Source organism: Mesorhizobium sp. M8A.F.Ca.ET.181.01.1.1 (genome assembly GCF_004792025.1).
Lineage (GTDB): Bacteria > Pseudomonadota > Alphaproteobacteria > Rhizobiales > Rhizobiaceae > Mesorhizobium.
In genome coordinates this window covers 31,046-54,745 of sequence record NZ_SRTV01000010.1, presented here as the reverse complement: position 1 = coordinate 54,745, position 23,700 = coordinate 31,046, and the positions used below count along the sequence as shown (strand labels likewise).

The window sequence follows — 23,700 nt, the reverse complement described above, 5'->3', positions numbered from 1 at the left end:
GATATGAGGAGAATCTGTCATGGCCGGATACAACCATCTTTTCATCCCAGGACCGACCAACGTTCCTGAACGGGTCCGGCAGGCGATGAATGTTCCGATGGAGGACATGCGCGCCGGATCATTTCCGGAATTCACGCTGCCGTTGTTTGAAGACATCAAGAAGGTGTTCAAGAACGAGACCGGCCGCGTCTTCATATACCCCTCGTCAGGCACTGGCGCCTGGGAAGCGGCGATGACCAACGTGCTGAGCCCCGGCGACGGGGTGCTGATGTCACGGTTCGGCCAGTTCTCGCACCTTTGGATCGACATGGCCGACCGTCTCGGCTTCGTTGTGGATGCAATCGATTGCGAGTGGGGGACCGGTGTTCCGCTCGAGCTCTACGCCGAGCGGCTGAAGGCCGATAAGGGGCACCAGATCAAAGCGGTGTTCTGTACGCAAAACGAAACCGCCACCGGCGTGACCAGTGATGTCGCTGGTTGCCGTGCCACACTCGACGCGATTGGTCATCCTGCGCTGCTCTTCGTCGACGGTGTGTCATCGATCGGCTCAATCGATTTCCGACAGGAAGAATGGGGTGTCGACTGCGCCGTCAGCGGTTCCCAAAAGGGCTTCATGATGCCTGCGGGTCTCGGATTCTTATCGGTCAGCAAAAAAGCCATCGCCGCCTCTAGAGAGGCGACCCATCGGCGCTGCTATTTCTCGTTCGAGGACATGATCCGCGCCAACGATGCCGGCTATTTCCCCTACACGCCGGCGACACAGCTGCTGCGCGGCCTGCGCGCCTCGCTCGATCTGATCGCTGAGGAAGGGCTCGACAACATCTTCGCCCGTCACCATCGCCTCGCCGAAGGCGTGCGCAAGGCGGTCGACGCCTGGGGCCTGAAGCTGTGCGCAAAGGCGCCGAAATGGCACTCCGACACCGTCAGCGCCATCCTGGTGCCGGAAGGCATCGACAGCGGTGACGTCGTCAAGCGCGCCTACCAGACCTATCAGACCTCGCTCGGCGGCGGCCTCAACAAGGTGATGGGCAAGGTCTTCCGCATCGGTCATCTCGGTTGGCTGAACGAGGTGATGGTTCTGGCGTCACTGTCCGCCGCCGAACTGGCGCTGCTCGACTGCGGCGTCAAGCTGGCGCCGGGCTCCGGCGTCGGCGCCGCCATCCAGCATTTCCGCGCCTCGGCCGCGATGCCGGTCGCCGAAGCCGCCTGAGGGGAACCGACGATGAGCCACACCATCAACCATTTGAAAAAATTGCGGCTGCAGCGCAGCGAGCTGGCGGTTCCCGGTTCCAGCCCGGAAATGATCGACAAGGCGGCCAGCAGCGCCGCCGACTTCGTCTTCCTCGACATCGAGGACGCGGTCGCGCCGCCCGACAAGGAACGCGCCCGCAAGAACATCATCCAGGCGCTCAACGACATCGACTGGCGCGCCAAGGGCAAGACCGTCTCGGTGCGCATCAACGGGCTGGACACCCATTACATGTACCGCGACGTGGTCGATGTGATGGAGCAAGCCGGCGACCGGCTGGACACCATCCTGGTGCCCAAGGTCGGCGTCCCGGCCGATCTCTACATGGTCGAGGCCATGGTCAACCAGATCGAGATGGCCAAGGGTTTCAAGACCCGCGTCGGCCTCGAGGCGCTGATCGAGACCGCGCTCGGCATGGCCAATGTCGAGGCGATTGCCGCCACGCCCGGCCGGCTGGAGGCCATGCATTTCGGCGTCGCCGACTATGCGGCAAGCTGCAAGGCGCGCACCGTCAACATTGGCGGCCTCAATCCCGACTATCCCGGCGACCAGTGGCATTTCGCGCTATCGCGGATGACCGTCGCCTGCCGCGCCTATGGCCTGCGCGCCATTGACGGGCCGTTCGGCGATTTCTCCGATCCGGAGGGCTACATCGCCGGCGCCAGGCGCGCCGCTGCCCTTGGCATCGAAGGCAAATGGGCGATCCACCCGTCGCAGATCGCGCTCGCCAACGACGTCTTCTCACCGCCGGAAAAGGAGGTGACGCGGGCCAGGCGGATCATTGAAGTGCTCAAGGAAGCGGAGGAGCAGGGCAAGGGTGCTGCGTCTCTGGATGGCAAGATGATCGACGCTGCATCGGAACGCATGGCGCGCAACGTCCTGGTCACGCACGAAGCCATCGAGCGTCCGATGCATTTACGCGAAGCCGCACAGAACTGAGGAGGAGTTCGACATGGACATCCACGAGTATCAGGCGAAAGAATTGCTCTCCCGTCATGGGATCCATGTGCCGCGCGGCGGGCTGGCCTATAGCCCCGAGCAGGCAACGTATCGTGCCAGCGAAATCGGCGGCAGCAAATGGGTCGTCAAGGCGCAGGTTCATTCCGGCGCTCGCGGCAAGGCCGGCGGCATCAAAGTCTGTGCTTCCGATCAGGAGGTGTGCGATGCCGCCGAGTCCATGCTGGGCAGGAAGCTGGTGACCCACCAGACCGGCCCACGCGGCAAGCTGGTATCGCGGCTCTATATCGAGGAGACGGTCGAGATCCAACAGGAAATCTATCTCGCCTTTGTGCTGGATCGTAAGGCCGAGAGGGTCATGATCATAGCTTCCGCTTCTGGCGGCATGGAGATCGAAGAAATCGCGGAGAAAAAGCCTGACTCGATCATTCGGGCAACAGTCGATCCCGGTACGGGTATGCAGCAATACCAGGCGCGCGAAATCGCCTTTGGTCTGGGCCTGGAAACCAAATTGATCGGAAAGGCGACCGAGACGCTTCTGGGTTGCTATCGGGTGTTTCGCGACTATGACGCCGCGATGCTGGAAATCAACCCATTGGTCATCACCGGAGACGGCAATCTGATGGCCCTGGACGCCAAGATGTCGTTCGACGAGAACGCCTTGTTCCGGCGGCCGGAAATCTCCGAACTGCGCGACAAGAGCCAGGAAGACCCACGCGAAACCTTCGCCAGCGACCGCGGCCTCTCCTATGTCGGCCTCGACGGCAATATTGGCTGCATCATCAACGGCGCCGGCCTCGCCATGGCGACGATGGACATGATCAAGATCGCCGGCGGCGAGCCGGCCAACTTCCTCGACATTGGTGGCGGCGCCTCGCCCGAGCGGGTGGCGAAATCCTTCCGCGCCGTGCTTGGCGACAAGAATGTCGAGACCATCCTGGTCAACATCTTCGCCGGCATCAACCGCTGCGACTGGGTTGCGGAGGGCGTCATCAAGGCAATACGGGAAGTCGGCGTCAACGTGCCGCTGGTGGTGCGGCTTGCCGGCACCAAGGTCGAGGAAGGGCGCCGCATCCTGGCCGATTCAGGCGAGGCGGTGATTGTCGCCGACACGCTGGCGGAAGCCGCCGAAAAGGCCGTCGCCGCCTGGCGCGCGGCCACCAAGAAAAAAGCAGCCTGAGGGAGGTCGAGAAAATGGCAATCCTGCTCAACCGCAGCACCCGCGTCATCGTCCAGGGGTTTACCGGGAAGATCGGCAGTTTTCATGCCGAGGATATGCAGCGATACGGGACCAAGGTGGTTGGTGGCGTCACGCCCGGCAAGGGCGGCCAGACGCATCTCGGCCTGCCCGTCTTCAACACGGTCAAGGGCGCCGTGCGTGAGACCCGCGCGGAAGCGAGCATCGTCTTCGTGCCACCGCCCTTCGCCGCAGATTCGATCATGGAAGCCGCCGACGCCGGCATCAAACTCTGCGTCTGCATCACCGACGGCATCCCCTCGCAGGACATGATGCAGGTAAAGCGCTACATGCGCCGCTACCGCTTCGAGGACCGAATGCGGCTGATCGGCCCGAACTGCGCCGGCATGATCACGCCGGGACAGGCGCTGATGGGCATCATGCCGGGCAACATCTACCTGCCCGGCCGCGTCGGCATCGTCGGCCGCTCCGGCACGCTCGGCTATGAGGCGGCCTCGCAGATGAAGGCGCTCGGCATCGGTGTATCGACCAGCGTCGGCATCGGCGGCGACCCGATCAATGGGTCGTCCTTCCGCGACATTCTTGAACTGTTCGAGAAGGATGATGACACCGACGCGGTGGTCATGATTGGTGAAATCGGCGGATCGCAAGAAGCCGAGGCCGCCGAGTGGGCCAGATCGAATATGAAGAAACCGTTGATCGCCTACATCGCCGGGCTCTCTGCGCCGAAGGGAAGACGTATGGGCCATGCCGGAGCAATCATTTCCGCCTTCGGCGAGTCTGCACAGGAGAAGGTGGAGATCCTGCGTGACGCCGGCGTGACCATTGTGCCGACACCCGCCGCGTTCGGCGCTACAGTGGCCGGCGTGCTCGCCGAGCAAATGAAAGCCGCCTGATCCGAGTTCGTGCAATCGGGATTGGTTTTGACGGGCGATCCTTATCCAACCGGCGAGGAACTCGCATGAAGCCGCGCATAATTGTGACGAGGCGTTGGCCCGACGCTGTCGAGCGCGTCCTTGCGGAACGCTTCGACGTCACGCTGAACCAGGGAGATATTCCTTTCACATCGACGCAGCTCAAGGCCGCGATGGCGGGCTTTGATGCGATTCTGCCGACGGTCAGCGACAAGCTGCCCGCGTCTGTTTTTCCCGATGAGGACGGGCGCACCAAGTTGATCGCAAATTTCGGAGTTGGGTTCAGTCACATCGATCTCGATGCCGCCAGGCAGCGCGGCATCCTAGTGACAAACACGCCAGGCGTACTGACGGATTGCACCGCCGATATTGCCCTGAGCTTGCTGCTCGCGGTTGCGAGGCGCACCGGCGAGGGCGAACGCCAATTGCGGGCGGGAAAATGGTCGGGATGGTGTCCGACCCATATGATTGGCGCCAAAGTTTCGGGCAAGACGCTAGGCATCATCGGGATGGGGCGCATAGGCAAGGCAGTTGCGAAGCGTGCCCGTTTCGGCTTTGGCATGGACATCATATTCTTCAATCGCTCGCGCGTGGATGATGATGAGCTCCGGGCGATGGCTGCCACGCAGGTATCAAGCATCGAAGAAGTCCTCAATCGATCGGATTTCGTGTCGCTGCATTGCCCCGGAGGGGCCGAAAATCGACACTTGATCGACGTCAAGCGCATCGGCGCAATGAAGCCCGGGGGATTTCTGATCAATACGGCCAGAGGTGACGTTGTCGATCAGGATGCGCTTATTCAGGCGCTCGAGAACCGCACCATCGCTGGCGCCGGCCTGGATGTATTTGCCGAAGAGCCTCTCGTCCCCGAACGGCTCTTGCGATTGAACAATGTTGTTCTGCTTCCGCACCTGGGCTCTGCCACCGAAGAGACACGCGTGGCGATGGGGATGAAGGCGGTGGACAACCTGATCGCCTTCTCCGAGGGGCGTCAACCGCCCGACAGGGTGACCTAGGTGGTCATCCAATCGGCTGGCGTGCTCAAGGCCCTTCGCCAAGAGGCTGTAGCCCTGTTTCGCGACGGCGTGGCGGCAGCAAATCCTGAACACGCAGTGTCCGCGGCGTTGCTTGAGCGCAGTGAGCTGCTCGAGCGGGCGTCGCGGATCATTCTGGTCGCCTTCGGCAAGGCAGCCTGCTCCATGACGCGGGCTGCCCTGCCTTTTGTCCGCGACAAGTTGGAGAGGGCCATCGCCCTCACCAATCACGAGAACATCGACCCCATTGATGGGGTCCAGGTGATCACCGGCGGCCACCCGATCCCGGATCAGGGCAGCATTGCGGGCGCAGCGGCGATCGAGAATGCCGTTGCGGGCGCGCGGGACGGCGACCTGGTTCTTGTTCTGGTCAGCGGTGGCGGCTCGGCCTTGCTGTGTGCGCCGCCGTTGGGCATCGAACTCGCCGACAAGATAGCCCTCAACAAAGTATTGGTTCACTCCGGGGCGGACATTGGCGAGATCAATTCCGTCCGGCCATTGTTCTCGCGACTTAAGGGCGGCCAGCTTGCCCGTTTGGCGGGAAAAGCCCGCGTATTATCATTAATTCTCTCGGACGTTCGTGGCGACAAAGTCTCGGCAATCGCCAGCGGACCGACCGCGATGCCCGATGTCTCGGCCCGACGAGCAGTTGAGGTGCTTGATAAATATGGACTGCGGCCGAAGTTAACCACCGCTTTGAATTGCCGGCTTGATGAGTTCCAAGCGGTACCTCACGAGGCCGCGTATGATTTCGACAATGTCGAGAATGTCATTGTCGGGAGCAATCTGATCAGTCAGCGAAGGGTAGCTGACAAGGCCCGCATCCGGTTTCATTCCGTGGTTCACCCAAATGACTGGCTTTGCGGAGATGTCCTTGCTGCTGCAGCCACGCTCCACAAACGCGCACGCACGGCCGCCGAACACAATGCGCCTGTGGCACTGGTCTTTGGCGGGGAAACCACCGTAAAGGTGAGGGGTAGTGGGACCGGCGGGCGTAATCAGGAACTCGCCTTATGCTTTGCTCTGCTGAACGAACATTTGCCTATACGCAGACCATGGGTTTTTCTCAGTGGTGGAACCGACGGTCTTGACGGACCGACGGATTCAGCGGGCGGCATAGTTGATGTTGGCTCGCTTGACCGGATGCGGAAGACGGGCCTCGATCCCCTCGGCAGCCTGGAGAACAACGATTCCTACCGGGCGCTTGCTGGCTCAGGGGACTTGTTGATTACCGGCGCGACCGGCACCAATGTTGCCGATATTCAGATTGTCCTGATGCGCTGACCTTCAGTGTCCTCGGGCGCCCGGATAGTGCCGGCACCCTTTAACAACGCTTCGATGACAGCCAGCCGTGCCCAGTGCCAGGAGTCGGCGTATTGTAAGGTGTGGCAAATATGTTTACCTAAAGTGAAATCGTAGGGTCTGGGATTTGGGCGGTTCGAAATGGCAAAAGTCAAAAAGCTTGTGACGGCCGCCAAGGTGTCTGTCAACGAGCCAGAGGGCAAACCGCCCGCGGCGCCAGCCGTCCCACGTTCTGCTGTCTTGTCCCAGGATCCCCATGCCGTTCGCGATGCCAGGGAGAAAGTCCTTGAGCTTGCGATCGGTCGCGAGGTCCGAGCCTTTCGCAAGAAACTGGGCATTACTGTCGCGGACCTTGCGAGCACCACGAATATCTCGCTCGGCATGCTGTCGAAGATCGAGAACGGGATAACATCACCGTCCTTGACGACGCTACAGACGCTTTCCAATGCCCTGGGCGTGCCGATCACGGCCTTTTTTCGACGCTTCGAGGAGGATCGAAACGCTGTTTTCGTCAAGGCAGGCGAGGGCATGGACGTTGAACGGCGTGGCACCCGGGCAGGTCATCAGTACACCTTGCTTGGCCATATCGGTTCGAACACCAGCGGAGTCGAGGTCGAGCCCTACCTCATTACCTTGACGGAAGACTCCGACGTCTTTCCAATGTTCCAGCATGATGGCATGGAATTTCTCTACATGCTCGAGGGCGAGGTTGTGTATCGCCACGGCGGCAAGCTCTACCGCATGTTGCCTGGCGATAGCTTGTTCTTCGATGCTGATGCCCCGCACGGACCGGAAGAACTGATCAAACTTCCAATGCGCTACCTTTCCATCATCTCGTATCCGCAGAGCGGCGGACAGGATTAGCTGGGCAGAGGACCACGGGAACACGGGTTTATTTTGTGGCCGACTGAGGCCCTTAACCCAGCGGCGTTGCCTATTCTCGTCAACGCCTTCGCCAGCCTTGTCAGGCAGCCTTCGAGAATTTCTATAAAAAGCAGATAGTTGGCTCTCGCTGCTATCATCAGTTGGGTATGGTTCTGGCCTGTATGCGAGAAAAAAATGGTGTCCGCTTATTTCTCCCTCAGGAAAAAAAAATTCATGACAGTTGATTTGCCAATTTGGACCTGCTACCAAAATTGTCAGCTGCAATCACTATGGAGTGGCCGTCATGTGCGGAATCGTGGGGCTTTTTTTGAAGGACAAATCGCTTCAACCCCAATTGGGTGCGATGTTGTCCGAGATGTTGATCTCTATGACGGATCGCGGACCTGATAGTGCGGGCATTGCTATCTACGGACCTGCCACGCCTGGCCGCGCCAAGGTCACCATTCAGTCGCAGTCGCCGCAGTCCGATTTTGCCGGATTGGCAGCGGAGCTGCGCAAGAAGATTGGCGTCGAGGTCAAGGTCGCTGTCAATTCGACGCATGCCGTCATCGACGTCCCCTCAGACCGGATCGATGCGACCCGTGCGGCGCTTGGCGAGATCAGGCCATCGATCCGCGTCATGGGTTCGGGCGATAACGTCGAAATTTACAAGGAAGTGGGCTTGCCTGGGGACGTGGTCGATCGTTTCGGCCTGTCCAAGATGATTGGAACGCACGGCATCGGTCATACCCGTATGGCCACCGAATCGGCGGTGACGACCATGGGCGCCCATCCGTTTTCCACGGGGCCGGACCAGTGTCTGGTTCATAACGGCTCGCTGTCAAACCACAACAACGTTCGTCGTGAACTCAAGCGCGAAGGCATGAAGTTCGAAACCGAGAATGATACCGAGGTGGCGGCTGCTTATCTTTCATCGAAGATGGCTCACGGTATGAAGCTTGGCGAAGCGCTGGAGCACACACTCGGCGATCTGGATGGCTTCTTCACTTTTGTCGTTGGCACCAAATCAGGCTTCGGCGTGGTCCGTGACCCCATCGCCTGCAAGCCGGCAGTTCTCGCCGAAACCGACCAGTATGTGGCCTTCGGGTCGGAATACCGCGCTCTCGCGATGCTGCCTGGCATAGAAAACGCCAAGGTTTGGGAACCTGAGCCAGCAACTGTCTATTTCTGGGAGCATTGAGGTATGCATACGACCAATCTTGCCACGGCCGCAGCGCCGCGCAGTTCGGACCATTCAGCGGTTAAGTTCGATCTTGCCAAGACGCCGCTACGGGAACTCAACCAGGCGCTTCACAACATCAAGCCGGGGTCCAACGAGACGGCTTGGGAAATTCTAAACCCCGGCGGCGGGCATGCTGTCGCTGCTGGAGTGGACCAGCCAATCACTGTCGATATCAGGGGCAGCGTTGGCTATTACTGCGGCGGCATGAATAGCCAGGGCACCATTACGGTACATGGGTCGGCCGGACCTGGTGTTGGCGAAAACATGATGTCGGGTGAAATCATCGTGAAGGGTGACGCCAGCCAGTACGCTGGCGCTACCGGCAGGGGTGGCTTGCTGGTTATTGAAGGCAATGCGTCTTCGCGCTGCGGGATCTCCATGAAGGGCATCGATATCGTCGTTCATGGCGATATCGGACACATGTCGGCTTTCATGGCGCAATCAGGGCATCTGGTGGTACTCGGCGATGCGGGAGACGCGCTCGGAGACTCCATCTACGAAGCGAAGTTGTTCGTCAGGGGCAAGGTCCAGAGTCTTGGAGCCGACTGCATCGCCAAGGAAATGCGTCCCGAGCACATCGCCAAGCTGCAGGAACTGCTCGACCGCGCCGGTGTCAAGGGCGTGAAGCCGGAGGAGTTCACGCGCTACGGCTCCGCGCGCACCTTGTACAATTTCAACATCGACAACGCCGCCGCGTATTGAGGCCAGCATCATGACCTATCAGAATCCGCCAACCATCCCGCGCAAATCCGCGACGTTCGACGACTATACGATGTCGGAAATCCGCCGCGCCGCGGCCACGGGCATCTACGATATTCGCGGTAGCGGCGCCAAGCGCAAGCTCCCGCACTTCGATGACCTTTTGTTCCTCGGCGCGTCAATCTCCCGCTATCCGCTCGAAGGTTACCGTGAAAAGTGTGACACGACCGTCATACTCGGCGCACGCAACGCCAAGAAGCCGATTACATTGAAGATCCCGATCACTGTTGCCGGCATGAGTTTTGGCTCGCTGTCTGGCCCAGCCAAAGAGGCGCTGGGACGCGGTGCCACGCTGTCGGGAACATCAACGACTACCGGCGATGGCGGGATGACCGAGGAAGAACGAGGCCACTCGCAAACGCTGGTCTATCAGTATCTGCCCTCGCGTTATGGAATGAACCCGCGCGATCTTCGCCGCGCCGACGCAATCGAGATCGTTGTAGGCCAGGGTGCTAAGCCCGGCGGCGGCGGCATGCTGCTTGGCCAGAAGATCTCTGACCGCGTTGCCGAAATGCGCACGTTGCCCAAGGGGATCGACCAGCGTTCGGCTTGCCGGCATCCTGACTGGACAGGACCTGACGATCTTGAGATCAAGATTCTCGAGATCCGTGAGATCACCGATTGGGAAAAGCCTATCTACGTCAAGGTCGGTGGCGCACGTCCTTATTATGACACCGCGCTTGCGGTGAAGGCGGGTGCCGACGTGGTCGTGCTTGATGGAATGCAGGGCGGCACCGCCGCAACCCAGGAAGTGTTTATTGAAAACGTGGGCCAGCCTATACTTGCCTGCATTCGGCCCGCCGTCCAGGCGTTGCAAGATCTCGGCATGCACCGAAAGGTGCAACTCATCGTCTCTGGAGGCATCCGCAACGGCGCCGATGTCGCCAAGGCGTTGGCGCTGGGGGCCGATGCCGTGTCGATCGGAACGGCGGCGCTTATTGCTCTAGGCGACAACGATCCGCGTTGGGAGTCCGAGTACCAGAAACTTGGAACCACTGCTGGCGCATATGACGACTGGCACGAAGGCAAGGATCCGGCCGGTATCACCACGCAGGACCCCGAGCTGATGAAGCGGGTCGATCCGATCGCGGCGGGGCGACGGTTGGCCAACTACCTGAAGGTGATGACGCTGGAAGCGCAGACGATCGCGCGTGCGTGCGGGAAGAATCATCTGCACAATCTGGAGCCGGAGGACCTTTGTGCCCTGACGCTTGAGTCAGCAGCCATGGCCGGCGTGCCTTTGGCTGGCACGAACTGGGTACCGGGCAAAAACACCTTCTGATTCAGCAAAGCTGGGAGAGACAAGCTATGGGAACGGCTTTCGAGAGCAAACTGGAGCCTAAGGCGGCAACCGATCTGGGTGAATTCGCCAAGGCGCGGAGCATCAAGTATTTCATGATCTCCTATACCGACCTTTTTGGTGGGCAGCGCGCCAAGCTGGTTCCCGCTCAAGCAATCGCCGACATGCAGAAGGATGGTGCCGGTTTTGCCGGCTTCGCCACCTGGCTCGACCTGACGCCGGCACATCCCGACATGCTGGCGGTTCCGGATGCCTCCTCCGTCATCCAACTGCCGTGGAAGAGGGATGTAGCCTGGGTCGCCTCAGACTGCGTGATGGAAGGCAAAGGCGTCGAACAGGCGCCACGCAACACACTCAAGCGTCTGGTGGCGGACGCGGCCGAATTGGGCATGCGCGTCAAGACCGGTGTCGAGCCGGAGTTCTTCCTGACGACGCCGGGGGGAGAGAAAATCTCCGACGAGTACGATACCGCGGCGAAGTCCTGCTACGACCAGCAGGCCGTCATGCGTCGCTACGATGTCATCGCCGAGATCTGTGACGCCATGCTGGAGCTTGGCTGGAACCCCTATCAGAATGACCATGAGGACGCGAACGGCCAGTTCGAGATGAACTGGCAGTATGACGACGTGCTGCCGACCGCGGACAAGCACTCGTTCTTCAAGTTCATGGTCAAGTCGATCGCAGAAAAGCACGGCTTGCGCGCCACCTTCATGCCGAAGCCATTCCAGGGTCTGACCGGAAATGGCTGCCACGCCCACATCTCGGTATGGGACCTTGCCGGCAAAACCAATGCGTTCGCAGACAAGAGCATGGAGCTGGGCCTTTCCCAACAGGGCCGGCATTTCCTCGGCGGCATCATGAAGCATGCCTCGGCACTTGCCGCGATCACCAATCCCACGGTCAATTCCTACAAGCGCATCAATGCCCCACGCACGATCTCCGGCGCGACATGGGCTCCCAACACGGTGACCTGGACCGGCAACAACCGAACCCACATGGTGCGCGTGCCTGGCCCTGGCCGCTTCGAACTCCGCCTGCCCGATGGCGCCGCCAACCCTTATCTCATGCAGGCAGTCATTCTCGCTGCTGGTCTTTCCGGAATTCGCACGAAAGCCGATCCGGGCGAACGCTCCGACATCGACATGTACAAGGACGGCCACAGCGTAACCAACGGTCCGAAGCTACCGCTAAACCTGCTCGACGCGCTGCGCCAATACGACAAGGACATCGAACTCAAGGCCGCGATGGGCGAGGAGTTTTCGACGGCGTTTCTCAAGCTGAAGCATCAGGAATGGAACTCCTATGCCTCCCATTTCACGCAATGGGAACGCGATCACACACTGGACGTCTAAATCCAAAGAGTCCGCGTGGAAAACGGCTCCGTCGCCGCCTCCGCTTCCTCCCAGGGCCCGGCGGAGCCGTTTTCGAACATTTTGGAAGTGCAACTTTCGCAGAATTGACCCGATGAAATACTCCATCTTCTCCCTGGCGCGTGCGGCATTGTCCGGGCACAAAAACTGGTCCCGTACCTGGCGTGACCCGGCGCCTAAAAGTCGTTATGACGTCGTGATCATCGGCGGCGGCGGCCACGGGCTGGCCACTGCCTATTTCCTGGCCCACAAATACGGCATCAGGAATGTCGCCGTACTGGAAAAGGGCTGGATCGGCTCCGGCAATGCCGGCCGCAACACCACCATCATCCGCTCCAACTACATGCTGCCCGGCAATACCGGCTTCTACGAGCTGTCGATGAAGCTGTGGGAGCGGATGGAACAGGACCTCAACTATAACACGATGGTCAGCCAGCGCGGCATCATCAACCTCTACCATTCCGACGCCCAGCGCGACGCCTTCGCGCGGCGCGGCAACGTCATGCGCATCAACGGCATCGACGCCGATCTGCTCGACGCCACGCAGATCCGCAAGATGCTGCCGTTCCTCAACTACGACAATGCACGCTTCCCGATCCAGGGCGGACTGCTGCAACGCCGCGCGGGCACGGCGCGCCACGACGCCGTCGTGTGGGGCTATGCCCACGCGGCCGACAAGCTCGGCGTCGATGTCATCCAGAACTGCGAAGTGACCGGCTTCATCCGCGACCAGAACGGCGCGATCACCGGTGTCGAGACGTCGCGTGGCAGGATCGGCGCCGGCAAGGTCGGCATGGCGGTCGCCGGCAGCTCCTCGAAGGTGGCGGCGATGGCCGGCCTGCGCCTGCCGATCGAAAGCCACGTGCTGCAGGCCTTCGTGTCGGAAGCGATCAAGCCACTCATTCCCGGCGTCATCACCTTTGGCGCCGGCCATTTCTATGTCAGCCAGTCCGACAAGGGCGGCCTGGTCTTCGGCGGTGATCTCGACGGCTACAATTCCTATGCCCAGCGCGGCAACATGCCGGTCATGGAGGATGTCTGCGAAGGCGGCATGGCGCTGATGCCGATGATCGGCCGGGTGCGCATGCTGCGCCAGTGGGGCGGCATCATGGACATGTCCATGGACGGCACGCCGATCATCGATCGCTCGCCGGTCGACGGCCTCTACATCAATGCCGGCTGGTGCTACGGCGGTTTCAAGGCGACACCTGCCTCAGGCCTGACCTTCGCGCATCTGCTCGCCCGCGACGAACCGCATGAGGAAGCCAAACGCTTCCGCCTCGACCGCTTCCAGCGCGGCTTTATGATCGACGAAAAGGGGCAGGGGCCCCAGCCTAACCTTCACTGAAGACCAGAACAGGACTATCGGGAAATGCGCATAGCATGTCCATTTTGTGGAACGCGCGAAGTTGGCGAGTTCACCTATCTCGGTGACGCCAAACCGAAGCGCCCGGCCATGGTGGCCCTCGATGTCGCCGGCGGTGCCGTCGGCGAGGCGGAGGCGTTCTACGATTATGTCTATCTGCGCGACAACGTCGCCGGAGAGATGAACGAATACTGGTACCACGGCGGTGGCTGCCGCTCCTGGTTGCGCGTCTCCCGCAACACCGCCACGCATGAAATCACATCGGTTGTGGCTGCGCCCGGCGTAGGCGCCAGCTCTTCGCCGGCTCCAACCGCAGGTGTTAGATCATGACCGGCTCGCTGACGCTCACCTCCGCGCAAGGCAGGCCCGCGGCAGGTGCCAAGGTTCCCACGGCGGCTTCCGGCAGCGCCCAATCCAACCGCCTCGTCACCGGCGGCCTGATCGACCGTGCCGCACCGCTGAACTTCGCCTTCGACGGCAAGACGATGACTGGCTTTGCTGGTGACACGCTTGCCTCCGCGCTTGTCGCCAACGGCGTCAGGCTGGTTGGCCGCTCGTTCAAATACCATCGCCCGCGCGGCATCCTGACGGCCGGCTCGGAAGAGCCGAACGCGCTGGTCGAATTGCGCAGCGGCGCCCGCCGCGAGGCCAACACCAAGGCGACCACCACCGAGCTTTATGACGGCCTCGATGCGCTGAGCCAGAACCGCTGGCCATCGCTGCGCCACGACGTGATGGCGGTCAACCAGCTCCTGTCGCCGATCTTCGTCGCCGGGTTCTACTACAAGACCTTCATGTGGCCGGCGAAGTTCTGGGAGATGATCTATGAACCCGCCATCCGTCGCGCCGCCGGCCTTGGCCGGTCGAGCGGCCTGGCTGATCCGGATCACTACGACAAGGCCTGGGCGCATTGTGACGTGCTGGTGGCGGGCAGTGGCCCGGCCGGCATCTCCGCCGCACTCGCCGCCGGCCGCGCCGGCGCCCGCGTCATTCTCGCCGAGGAAGACAGCCGCGTCGGCGGCAGGCTCTTGTCCGATCACGCTGAGATCGACGGGCTGTTTTCGCGCGAATGGCTGACCAATGCGCTTGCCGAGCTCTCGTCCTTGCCCAACGTTCGCATCATGACCCGCACGGCGGTGTTCGGCGTCTACGACGGTGGAACCTATGGCGCCCTCGAACGCGTCAACGACCATGTGGCGACGCCCGCCAAGCATCGGGTCCGCCAGCGGCTCTGGCGCATCGTCGCCAAGCGTTGCGTGGTGGCGGCCGGCGCCATCGAGCGCCCGATCGTGTTTTCGGGTAATGATCGCCCAGGGGTGATGATGGCTTCGGCGGTCCGCACCTATATCGACCGTTTCGCCGCGACGCCGGGCAAGCGCATCGCGCTGTTCACCAACAACAATGACGGCTGGCAAACCGTCGAAGCAGCGCTGCGTGCCGGCATCGAGATATCCGGCGTCATCGATTCACGCCCGCACATTCCCGACCAGTTCCGGGCGGTTGCCGAGGCTTCCGGCTTCCGCGTCTTCAACGGCGTCGTCAGTGACGCCAGCGGCGGCGTGTCGGGAATAAGCAGGATCAGCATCGCCCAAGCCAGTGGCGGGACAGCGGAGATCGCCGCCGACACGCTGGCCATGTCCGGTGGCTGGAACCCGTCGGTCGGCCTGTCCTCGCATCAGCGCGGCCGACCCACCTGGCGCGACGACATTGCCGCCTTCGTGCCGGGCGATTGTCCGCCTGGAATGACTGTTTCTGGTGCGGCCAACGGTGACTTTTCGCTTAGCGCCTGCTTGCGTGGCGGTCATGCCTCGGGCATCGAGGCCGCCGCCGAATGCGGCCACAAGCAAAAGGCCGGCGCCGCGTCCGCGGCCGTCGCGGAGGTATTCTCGATCGCGCCGCTGTGGCATGTCGAGGGCAAGCACAAGGCATTCGTCGACTTCCAGCATGACGTCACGGCGTCGGACATTGCGCTCGCCCAGCGCGAAGGCTTTGAATCGGTCGAGCATCTGAAGCGGTACACGACGCTTGGCATGGCGACGGATCAGGGCCGCAATTCCAACGTCACCGGTCTTGCCATCATGGCCGAAGTCAGCGGGCGCACGATCCCGCAGACCGGCACCACCATCTACCGGCCGCCGCAGGTTCCGGTTGCCATCGGTGCCCTTGCCGGCCACCATCGCGACGAAAAATTCCATTCGACTCGGTTGACGCCCTCGCACCGCTGGGCCGCCGAGCGCGGCGCCGTATTCGTCGACACCGGCCTGTGGAAGCGCGCGCAATGGTATCCGCTGCCCGGCGAAAAGGACTGGCTGACGTCGGTTGACCGCGAAGTGCTGACGGTGCGCAACGGCGTTGGTTTCTGCGATGTCTCCACGCTCGGCAAGATTGACGTAATGGGTCCCGACGCCGGCGCCTTCCTCGACCGCGTCTACATCAACATCTTCTCCTCGCTCGGCGTCGGCAAGGCGCGCTATGGCCTGATGCTGCGCGACGACGGCATCGTCATGGACGACGGCACCACGTCGCGGCTTGCCGAGGACCATTATTTCCTGACCACCACCACGGCCAAGGCCGGCCCGGTGATGCAACATCTCGAATATTGCCGGCAGGTGCTGTGGCCCGAACTCGACGTGCAACTGACATCGTGCACCGACCAGTGGGCGCAATTCTCGATCGCCGGGCCGAAAACTCGCGATCTGCTGCGCGAGATCGTCGACCCGGCCGAAGACCTGTCCAATGAAGGCTTCCCCTTCATGGGCGTGCGCGAGGTGAAGCTGCGCGGCGGCGTCACGGCCCGGCTGTTCCGCATTTCTTTCTCGGGTGAAATGGCCTTCGAGATTTCCGTGCCGGCGCGCTATGGCGACGCCCTGGTGCGCAACCTGATGATTGCCGGCAAGCCGTTCGGCGTCATCTCGTATGGCACCGAGGCGCTCGGCGTCATGCGCATCGAGAAGGGCCACGTCGCAGGTCCCGAACTCAACGGCACGACGACGGCGGGTGATCTCGGCCTCGGCAAGATGGCGTCGAAGAAGAAGGATTTCGTCGGCCGCGTTCTCGCCGCTCGCGAAGGCCTCGTCGATCCGAACCGCCAGGTTGTGGTCGGCCTAAAGCCGGTCGACAAGGCACGACGGCTGCGTTCGGGCGCGCACATCATCCCCAAGGGCGCGATACCGGGACCCGACACCGACCAGGGCTACGCAACCTCGGTCTGCCACTCGCCGATGCTTGGCCAGTGGATCGGCCTTGGCCTGGTCGAGCGCGGCCGCGAGCGCTTTGGCGAAATCGTCCGTGTGCATGACCCATTGCGCGGCGAGGACTACGACGTCGAGATCTGCAATCCGGTCTTCTACGATCCCGAGGGAGGACGCCAGCGTGGCTGATTTTACCTGGACCGCCAGTTCGCCGCTGCAGCATGCAGCCGCTCCTGGTCGCCGAGGCGCGGCCGTGCTTCAACCTGGCATCGTCTTGTCGGAGGTGCGCGACTTCAGCCTGGTCCTGGTCTTCGCCCGGCGCGGGCAGGGGCCGGCCACCGCCAAGGCCGCCAAGGCACGGTTTGATGTAGAAGCGCCGTCAACGCCCCAGGCCGTCGCGGGCGAGTCCGCCACGCTGATCTGGTCAGGCGCCGACCAGTTCTATGCCCTGTTTGCCAACGCGAAGGAGCAATCGCCGGTCGACGCGCTACGCGAAAGTTTTGCAGGCAAGGCGTCGCTTTCCGATCAGTCGGACGGCCGGGCGCTGATCCGGATATCCGGCCCAAGCGCGCGCAAGATGCTGGCCAAGCTGTCATCGCTTGATCTGGACGATACGGTCTTCCCCGTCGGTGCGGCCGCCGCGACCTCGATCGACCACACCGGCGTCAATTTGTGGCGCGGCGCCAACGCTGACGATGGATCACCAGTCTTCAACGTCCTGGCTTTCACCAGCTTTGCCGATAGCATCTGGCATAGTATCTTAGACGCATCCGCCGAATATGGCACTGAGATCGTCGGTTCTGATGGGCTCTAACGGAAGCTTCATTTTTGGCGGTCGACTGCCTGCAGTCAACCCAAATCAAGCGCGTCGCCTGGTGGAGACATCAATGCAGCACTGCCGCTTTAAGTGTCATCCTCGACCGTACTGACGTGAATCTCGGTCGGCACGAGGGGCAGAGCCTTTGTAGGACGGCGCATCGATAACCTGTCTCCCCCGAGCGAAGCTCGCTTGAAAGGCTGTATCGCTCAACGGATCGCCTCTATAGTTGTGGCGCTCCCATGCACTCGGACCACAATCATGAACCATCAAAGCTCGGGATCAAACATCCGGCTGAAATCGATCAAGAGGGGTCATCCAGTCTAACGACGTCGCCGGCAATGCGCTGGAGCTGCGCCACAGCGTTCCCGACAAGTCGTCCCATTACTTTTTGCTCCGATGCGATCTCGGCCAAGGGTACCAGCACAAATGCACGATTGAACATTTCCGGATGAGGCAGGGCACAGCCTGGGAGGCGAATTTCCGCGTCACCAACGAACAGAACGTCGATATCAATGAGACGAGGCCCCCACGGTCTCTCTGGTGTACGCCCAATCTGGCTTTCGATCGCTTTGCAACGTTGCAGCAGATGGCGTGGAGGCAGACTGGTCAAGCCGATTGCACAGCCGTTGACAAACCAATCCTGGTCCGTCGCGCCCCAGGCAGCCGTCTTGTAGAAATGTGAGACGGCATCGATTTCCACGCCTTCTTCGAGGCTGAGCAATGACAATGCGGCGCGAAGGTTCGCCTGTTTGTTGCCTATGTTGCTGCCAAGGGCAAAGGCTACCCGCGACTTGCGCGCGCGGCGTACTTCGATTCCGACATGATCCAAGGCGTGGGCAATCGGGGCAGAAGGCTTGCGGATCCGGACCAGCACCTCAGACACGGATGGAAATCCGACAAGAACTCTCTCGGCGATACGGTCACCGAGCGTTTCGATCAACCTAAAGGGGCCGGAAGCCGACACCTCGACCGCGAGGTTGCATAGCGTGGCGTAGCAGACGGCCTTCGAATAGTCGTCGTCACGCACGCATTGTTCAAGATCCGAGACGCAATCGATATCGATGAAAAATTTCTGCCCCAGACGCGTCTCTTCGCTCAGCACTCCATGATACCCGTGTACGCAGAGGTTGGACACAAAAACCCGGTCGGTCACCGCCGCGATGCTGGGCCTCGGCGAATCCTCAAGCAGACCGGCTGAGTGACGGGTTGTGGGAGATGCGAACGGGACGTTCAATTGACGGCCCGTTCCAGTTCCCGCGATTCCGCGAAGCTGCCTGAGGCCTCGAAATTTTCGTCGGAAACTTTTCCAACTCCCGTCGGCGGCATGCCTGCGACATCCTCGTTGTGCGGATAAAACGGCATTGCTGCCAGCGGGCCTTGGCTGGCAGCAAGTCCGGTGGAGTCCGGCGAACACATGACGGTTTGCACAGCAATCGTCGCCGCTAACCCGTGCATCTCAGAACAGGCCTTCGATCTGGCCGGCCTCGTTGAGGAAGATCTTCTCCGAGGACGGCGCCTTGGGCAGGCCGGGCATGGTCATGACCTCGCCGCAGATGATGACGACGAAGCCGGCGCCCGCCGACAGCCTGACCTCGCGCACCGGCACGGTGTGGCCGGTCGGTGCGCCGCGCAGGTTCGGGTCGGTCGAGAACGAGTACTGGGTCTTGGCCATGCAGACCGGCAGATTGCCGTAGCCGGCGTCTTCCCAGGCCTTGAGCTGGTCGCGCACCGACTTGTCGGCGATCGCTTCCGAGCCGCGATAGATGCGCTGGACGATGGTGTTGATCTTCTCGAACAGCGGCATGTCATCGGGATAGAGCGGCGCGAACTGCGAGGCGCCGGATTCGGCCAGCGCCACCACCTTGTTGGCGAGGTCCTCGATGCCGGCGGAGCCCTTGGCCCAGTGCTTGCACAGGATCGCCTCTTCGCCCATCGAGGCGACATAGTCCTTCATCGCCTGGATCTCGGCGTCGGTGTCGGAATAGAAGTGGTTGATGGCAACCACCGCCGGCACGCCGAACTGGCGGATGTTCTCGATGTGGCGGCCGAGATTGGCGCAGCCCTTCTTGACCGCCTCGATGTTTTCCTTGCCGAGGTCTTCCTTCTTGACGCCGCCATTCATCTTCATGGCGCGCACGGTGGCGACGATGACGGCCGCTGCCGGCTTCAGGCCCGCCTTGCGGCACTTGATGTCGAAGAACTTTTCAGCGCCAAGGTCGGCGCCGAAACCGGCTTCGGTGACGACGTAGTCGGCGAGCTTCAGCGCCGTCGTGGTGGCGACGACCGAGTTGCAACCATGCGCGATGTTGGCGAACGGACCGCCATGGACGAAGGCCGGGTTGTTCTCGAGCGTCTGCACCAGGTTCGGCTGCATGGCGTCCTTCAGAAGCACGGCCATGGCGCCGTCGGCCTTGAGGTCGCGGGCATAGACCGGCGACTTGTCGCGGCGATAGGCGACGATGATGTCGCCGAGACGCTTTTCGAGATCCTTGAGGTCTGTCGACAGGCACAGGATGGCCATGACTTCGGAAGCGACGGTGATGTCGAAGCCGGCCTCGCGCGGATAGCCGTTGGCGACGCCACCGAGCGAGCAGATGATCTCGCGCAGCGCCCGGTCGTTCATGTCCATGACGCGGCGCCAGGCGACGCGGCGGGTGTCGATGCCGAGCTCATTGCCCCAGTAGATGTGGTTGTCGATCAGCGCCGACAGAAGATTGTGCGCGGTGGTGATGGCGTGGAAGTCGCCGGTGAAATGGAGGTTCATGTCCTCCATCGGCACGACCTGTGCGTAGCCGCCGCCGGCGGCACCGCCCTTGACGCCGAAATTCGGGCCGAGCGAGGCTTCGCGAATGCAGACGATCGCCTTCTTGCCGATGCGGTTGAGGCCGTCGCCCAGACCGACCGTGGTCGTGGTCTTGCCTTCGCCGGCCGGCGTCGGGTTGATGGCGGTGACCAGGATCAGCTTGCCGTCCTTGTTGCCCTTCACCGACTTGATGAACTCGGCGGAAACCTTCGCCTTGTCGTGGCCGTAGGGCAAAAGGTGCTCGGTCGGGATGCCGATCTTGGCGCCGATCTCCTGGATCTGCTTTTTCTTGGCGGCGCGCGCGATCTCGATGTCGGATGATACTTCGGCCATGGGTTCTGCCTCAATGAGAGTTCGGATTGAGCGGACGATGCGCCTATTGAGCGCGCGATGCAGCGGAAAGTGATAGCGGCGCCTGCCCGGCTGCGCGGCGGGCAGCGGTCAACGTATTGGCCATGAGCATGGCGATCGTCATCGGCCCGACACCGCCTGGAACCGGGGTAATGTTGCCCGCCACAAGTTCGGCTTCTGCGTAGGCCACATCGCCAACCAGCCGGGGCTTTCCCTCGCCATTAAAGACACGGTTGATCCCGACGTCGACGACGGTTGCCCCCGGCATGATCCAGTCACCTCTGATCATTTCCGCTCGGCCAACTGCAGCGATCAATATGTCAGCGGTCCGGCAAAGCGCGGGCAAATCCTTGGTTCGGCTGTGGGCAACAGTTACGGTGGCATTCGCGTTGAGCAACAGGCTCGCCATTGGCTTGCCGACGATGTTGGAACGACCCACCACCACAGCATTGAGACCAGAAAGGTCACGGCCGCGTGCACGTTCTATCAGCAGCATGGATCCAGCTGGCGTGCACGGCACGAAAGCTGTGTCGAGCTCACCGGTGCCGAGTTTGCCGACATTGATGAAATGGAAGCCGTCGACATCCTTGTCTGGTGCGATCGTTTGAATGATCCGCCCTGTGTCTATGTGAGCCGGCAGAGGCAGTTGCACCAGAATGCCGTGGACCGAAGCGGTCGCATTGAGCTTTTCGATGAGCTCGACAAGCTCTGCCTCGTTGATATCGGCTGGCAATGTGTGTTGCACCGAGTGGAAGCCGCACTCCTTGGCCTTCTTGCCCTTTGAGGAGACGTAGACCTGGCTCGCCGGGTCCTCGCCCACGATAACGACAGCAATACCTGGCGTGACGCCGCTGGAGGCTATCAAGTCAGCGGTCGCGGCCTTAACTTGATTGACCACGTCGGCCGCAGCGAGCTTACCGTCCATCACTTTCGCCATCGGTCGGATGACTCCTCATCGTTCGTGCAAGGCTGGAATCCCTTTGCATCCAGGGCGCCAGAGTCCGCATTGCGGAGGTGACTCGAAATCCGAGCTTTGGCCCAAAGGTCGCTGATTTCTCGGGGCGGAGTCGTATCAGCGGAGCAACGCAAATGTCAACTAAGATGCAATAAATATTCATAACAAGAATATTTGACTGGCGCCGGCTTGCGGGTTTCGGACTGCCGAAACTTTTAGGAGGGGCCAGCTCGCGCCGGTCCCTCCTCGTCGGTTGGCTGGCTCAGAGAACGAAGAACCAGTTGGCAAGCAGCACCACCATTATGCCGGCTAGAAGGGTCAGGTATGGCAGGATGCCAGCTTTCCTGACGCTCAGGTCGCTCGGCGTCATGCCAAGGTCGTCAAGCATGTGCTCGGGGAATTTCCCGCCGTCCTGGACATAGTGACGGAAGCAGAAGACCGGGAGGATCAAAGCTGCGGTGATCAAACCGGCCCATAGAGCCATTGGATTCCAGACCTTTGCGCCGGCACCCATAAAGGCCGCATTGCAATAGGCAAAAAGCGCACCGAGCGTAATCAGCCAAGTCGGTGCCCGCCACGGCCGCTTGATGGCGCCATTGTCTATGCGATGTATCCAGCCGGAGTTCAGGTTGAGGAAGTTGAAGATGATGTAGCCGCAGTTCGACACAGCCAGGATAAAGAAGAAGCTTGTCGCGTCAGCGGAGGCGATGGCCAGTACGATCAGATTGAATATCAGGTCGGTCCACATGGCGCGCGTGGGGGCACCATGCTCGTTGACATGGCTAAGATAGCGCGGCAGCCACCCATCGACGGAACCTTGATAAAGCGTGCGTGAGGACCCAGCCATTGCCGTCATGATGGCGAGCAGCAACGCCAAGATCATCAGCATGACGAGCAAGGTCTTTACCAAGCCGCCACCGCCGACCATGCCCGCGAGAGCATCGGCGACGCCTGAGCCGTCCACGATCGGCGTAGCCAGCATGCCATTCAATCCGAGCACGCCTTGAAAGGTGAACGGGACCAGCACGAAGAGCAGCATGCACAACAGCCCGGAATAGAAAATGGCCTTGAATGTATCAGTAGCCGGGTTCTTGAACTCAGACGTGTAGCAGACGGCAGTTTCGAATGCATAAGTGGACCATGCCGCGATGAACATACCTCCAAGAACAAGCGTCCAACCGCCAATGTTCCATGCGCCGGGGGCGGGTGCATAGGGGGCGGCGAGCGGAACGAAGGGAGCATAGTTGGCCCAATTGATCTGACCTGTGATGATAGGCACGACGCCAACGATCAGCAGTGGAACGATGACCAGCAGTCCTACGACTTTTTGAACCGCCGCTGTTCCAAGAATGCCTCGGTGTTGGATGGCGAAGGTGATGAGCATCAGCACTGCGCCGATGAAGAACGTGGCGTTGAGAGAGAAACCGACCGGTCCCAGATTATGACTGTAGAGCGTCCATGTACGAATGGCGGGCGTTGCGGCAGCGGTCACTGCTGCGAGGGCATCTGTAGCACTCGCGCCAACGTTCGCGGCAAGATATTGGGCGACTTCTGGCGAGGCAGCTGTGAAAATGGGCACGGGCGTCAGGGCATTGAGAATGTAAGCCGCAGCAATTGAGCAACCAAGCGACAGCACCGGTGACCAAGCGAACCAGTTACACCATACGGACAACGGTGCCACGAATTTGGAATAGCGAAGCCAGGCCGTTGCCCCGTAGACCGAGGCGCCGCCTGACTTATTGGGAAAAAGGCCCGCGATTTCGGCATAGGTAAAAGACTGAATAAAGCCCATCGTCATGGATGCGATCCAGATCGCGAAGGCGACGTTGCCGGCCGTCCCCGCAATGCCGCCGATCGAAAACAGGACCAATGGTGGCACGCCGCTGGCCACCCAGAATGCACCACGCCAGTCGATGGTTCTGTGCAGTTGCCCCGCCGGCTCTGCAGGGCTTGTGTCGACGAGTGAACTCATTTGCTAGCTCCCATTGTTGTAGATCTCATCCTGGCACAGGCCCTACCGCGTT

General features: G+C 61.2%; 20 protein-coding genes. 15 read left to right on the top strand and 5 right to left on the bottom strand.

Annotation, left to right across the window (positions count from 1 at the left end):
• Positions 1-19: 19 nt before the first annotated feature.
• From EN824_RS28185 to EN824_RS28115, 15 genes are all read left to right on the top strand, one after another.
• Entirely contained in the window at positions 20-1,210 is a 1,191-nt protein-coding gene (locus EN824_RS28185) for an aminotransferase class V-fold PLP-dependent enzyme (protein WP_135917448.1), read from the top strand.
• A gap of 12 nt (positions 1,211-1,222) precedes the next feature.
• Positions 1,223-2,188, top strand: a complete 966-nt coding sequence (locus EN824_RS28180) for a CoA ester lyase (RefSeq protein WP_135917450.1) — start codon at positions 1,223-1,225, stop codon at positions 2,186-2,188.
• 13 nt (positions 2,189-2,201) lie between these two features.
• Positions 2,202-3,386, top strand: a complete 1,185-nt coding sequence (locus EN824_RS28175; RefSeq protein ID WP_135880819.1) for a malate--CoA ligase subunit beta — start codon at positions 2,202-2,204, stop codon at positions 3,384-3,386.
• A 14-nt stretch (positions 3,387-3,400) separates the two neighbouring features.
• Positions 3,401-4,300 (top strand): succinate--CoA ligase subunit alpha, encoded by a 900-nt coding sequence (gene sucD / locus EN824_RS28170; protein WP_135880818.1) that lies wholly within the window; start codon positions 3,401-3,403, stop codon positions 4,298-4,300.
• A gap of 65 nt (positions 4,301-4,365) precedes the next feature.
• Entirely contained in the window at positions 4,366-5,334 is a 969-nt protein-coding gene (locus EN824_RS28165; RefSeq protein WP_135917452.1) for a D-glycerate dehydrogenase, read from the top strand.
• Entirely contained in the window at positions 5,335-6,636 is a 1,302-nt protein-coding gene (locus EN824_RS28160; protein ID WP_135917454.1) for a DUF4147 domain-containing protein, read from the top strand.
• A 159-nt stretch (positions 6,637-6,795) separates the two neighbouring features.
• Positions 6,796-7,518, top strand: a complete 723-nt coding sequence (locus tag EN824_RS28155; protein WP_135917456.1) for an XRE family transcriptional regulator — start codon at positions 6,796-6,798, stop codon at positions 7,516-7,518.
• 304 nt (positions 7,519-7,822) lie between these two features.
• Positions 7,823-8,719 carry a glutamine amidotransferase family protein gene (locus tag EN824_RS28150; protein ID WP_135917458.1) on the top strand — a complete coding sequence of 299 codons (897 nt, stop codon included), beginning with the start codon at positions 7,823-7,825 and terminating at the stop codon, positions 8,717-8,719.
• Positions 8,720-8,722: 3 nt separating this feature from the next.
• Entirely contained in the window at positions 8,723-9,463 is a 741-nt protein-coding gene (locus EN824_RS28145; protein WP_135880813.1) for a GXGXG domain-containing protein, read from the top strand.
• Positions 9,464-9,473: 10 nt separating this feature from the next.
• Positions 9,474-10,802, top strand: a complete 1,329-nt coding sequence (locus EN824_RS28140; protein ID WP_135880812.1) for an FMN-binding glutamate synthase family protein — start codon at positions 9,474-9,476, stop codon at positions 10,800-10,802.
• 26 nt (positions 10,803-10,828) lie between these two features.
• Positions 10,829-12,172: a type III glutamate--ammonia ligase gene (gene glnT, locus EN824_RS28135; RefSeq protein ID WP_135932933.1), complete on the top strand. Its 1,344-nt coding sequence runs from the start codon at positions 10,829-10,831 to the stop codon at positions 12,170-12,172.
• A 112-nt stretch (positions 12,173-12,284) separates the two neighbouring features.
• Positions 12,285-13,538, top strand: coding sequence for a sarcosine oxidase subunit beta family protein (locus EN824_RS28130; RefSeq protein WP_135880810.1), 1,254 nt, complete (start codon positions 12,285-12,287; stop codon positions 13,536-13,538).
• A 24-nt stretch (positions 13,539-13,562) separates the two neighbouring features.
• Positions 13,563-13,886, top strand: coding sequence for a sarcosine oxidase subunit delta (locus tag EN824_RS28125; protein ID WP_135917463.1), 324 nt, complete (start codon positions 13,563-13,565; stop codon positions 13,884-13,886).
• A complete protein-coding gene (locus tag EN824_RS28120) occupies positions 13,883-16,936 on the top strand; it encodes a sarcosine oxidase subunit alpha family protein (RefSeq protein WP_135917465.1) in 3,054 nt (1,017 codons plus the stop codon). The genes EN824_RS28125 and EN824_RS28120 overlap by 4 nt, the downstream gene beginning before the upstream one ends.
• Positions 16,929-17,561: a sarcosine oxidase subunit gamma family protein gene (locus tag EN824_RS28115; RefSeq protein WP_245521030.1), complete on the top strand. Its 633-nt coding sequence runs from the start codon at positions 16,929-16,931 to the stop codon at positions 17,559-17,561. Before EN824_RS28120 ends, EN824_RS28115 begins: the two co-directional genes overlap by 8 nt.
• Before the next feature lie 307 nt (positions 17,562-17,868).
• Here EN824_RS28115 and folK read toward each other — a convergent pair whose 3' ends face one another.
• The 5 genes from folK to EN824_RS28095 form a co-directional block, all read right to left on the bottom strand.
• Complete coding sequence (folK, locus tag EN824_RS28110) at positions 17,869-18,720, bottom strand: 2-amino-4-hydroxy-6-hydroxymethyldihydropteridine diphosphokinase (RefSeq protein ID WP_189522234.1); 852 nt, start codon at positions 18,718-18,720, stop codon at positions 17,869-17,871.
• Between the two features lie 77 nt (positions 18,721-18,797).
• Entirely contained in the window at positions 18,798-18,995 is a 198-nt protein-coding gene (locus EN824_RS35380) for a hypothetical protein (protein WP_135896981.1), read from the bottom strand.
• Positions 18,996-19,023: 28 nt separating this feature from the next.
• Complete coding sequence (locus EN824_RS28105) at positions 19,024-20,703, bottom strand: formate--tetrahydrofolate ligase (RefSeq protein ID WP_135917470.1); 1,680 nt, start codon at positions 20,701-20,703, stop codon at positions 19,024-19,026.
• Between the two features lie 43 nt (positions 20,704-20,746).
• Positions 20,747-21,658 (bottom strand): bifunctional methylenetetrahydrofolate dehydrogenase/methenyltetrahydrofolate cyclohydrolase FolD, encoded by a 912-nt coding sequence (folD, locus tag EN824_RS28100; protein ID WP_135880805.1) that lies wholly within the window; start codon positions 21,656-21,658, stop codon positions 20,747-20,749.
• Positions 21,659-21,938: 280 nt separating this feature from the next.
• Positions 21,939-23,648: an APC family permease gene (locus tag EN824_RS28095; RefSeq protein WP_135880804.1), complete on the bottom strand. Its 1,710-nt coding sequence runs from the start codon at positions 23,646-23,648 to the stop codon at positions 21,939-21,941.
• Between the last annotated feature and the right edge of the window lie 52 nt (positions 23,649-23,700).

Bases quoted from the DNA above. Each gene is read 5' to 3' on its own strand.
- EN824_RS28185 (WP_135917448.1), top strand. From the start codon at position 20: ATGGCCGGATACAACCATCTTTTCATCCCAGGACCGACCAACGTTCCT.
- EN824_RS28180 (WP_135917450.1), top strand. From the start codon at position 1,223: ATGAGCCACACCATCAACCATTTGAAAAAATTGCGGCTGCAGCGCAGC.
- EN824_RS28175 (WP_135880819.1), top strand. From the start codon at position 2,202: ATGGACATCCACGAGTATCAGGCGAAAGAATTGCTCTCCCGTCATGGG.
- sucD (WP_135880818.1), top strand. From the start codon at position 3,401: ATGGCAATCCTGCTCAACCGCAGCACCCGCGTCATCGTCCAGGGGTTT.
- EN824_RS28165 (WP_135917452.1), top strand. From the start codon at position 4,366: ATGAAGCCGCGCATAATTGTGACGAGGCGTTGGCCCGACGCTGTCGAG.
- EN824_RS28155 (WP_135917456.1), top strand. From the start codon at position 6,796: ATGGCAAAAGTCAAAAAGCTTGTGACGGCCGCCAAGGTGTCTGTCAAC.
- EN824_RS28150 (WP_135917458.1), top strand. From the start codon at position 7,823: ATGTGCGGAATCGTGGGGCTTTTTTTGAAGGACAAATCGCTTCAACCC.
- EN824_RS28145 (WP_135880813.1), top strand. From the start codon at position 8,723: ATGCATACGACCAATCTTGCCACGGCCGCAGCGCCGCGCAGTTCGGAC.
- EN824_RS28140 (WP_135880812.1), top strand. From the start codon at position 9,474: ATGACCTATCAGAATCCGCCAACCATCCCGCGCAAATCCGCGACGTTC.
- glnT (WP_135932933.1), top strand. From the start codon at position 10,829: ATGGGAACGGCTTTCGAGAGCAAACTGGAGCCTAAGGCGGCAACCGAT.
- EN824_RS28130 (WP_135880810.1), top strand. From the start codon at position 12,285: ATGAAATACTCCATCTTCTCCCTGGCGCGTGCGGCATTGTCCGGGCAC.
- EN824_RS28125 (WP_135917463.1), top strand. From the start codon at position 13,563: ATGCGCATAGCATGTCCATTTTGTGGAACGCGCGAAGTTGGCGAGTTC.
- EN824_RS28120 (WP_135917465.1), top strand. From the start codon at position 13,883: ATGACCGGCTCGCTGACGCTCACCTCCGCGCAAGGCAGGCCCGCGGCA.
- EN824_RS28105 (WP_135917470.1), bottom strand. From the start codon at position 20,703: ATGGCCGAAGTATCATCCGACATCGAGATCGCGCGCGCCGCCAAGAAA.
- folD (WP_135880805.1), bottom strand. From the start codon at position 21,658: ATGGCGAAAGTGATGGACGGTAAGCTCGCTGCGGCCGACGTGGTCAAT.
- EN824_RS28095 (WP_135880804.1), bottom strand. From the start codon at position 23,648: ATGAGTTCACTCGTCGACACAAGCCCTGCAGAGCCGGCGGGGCAACTG.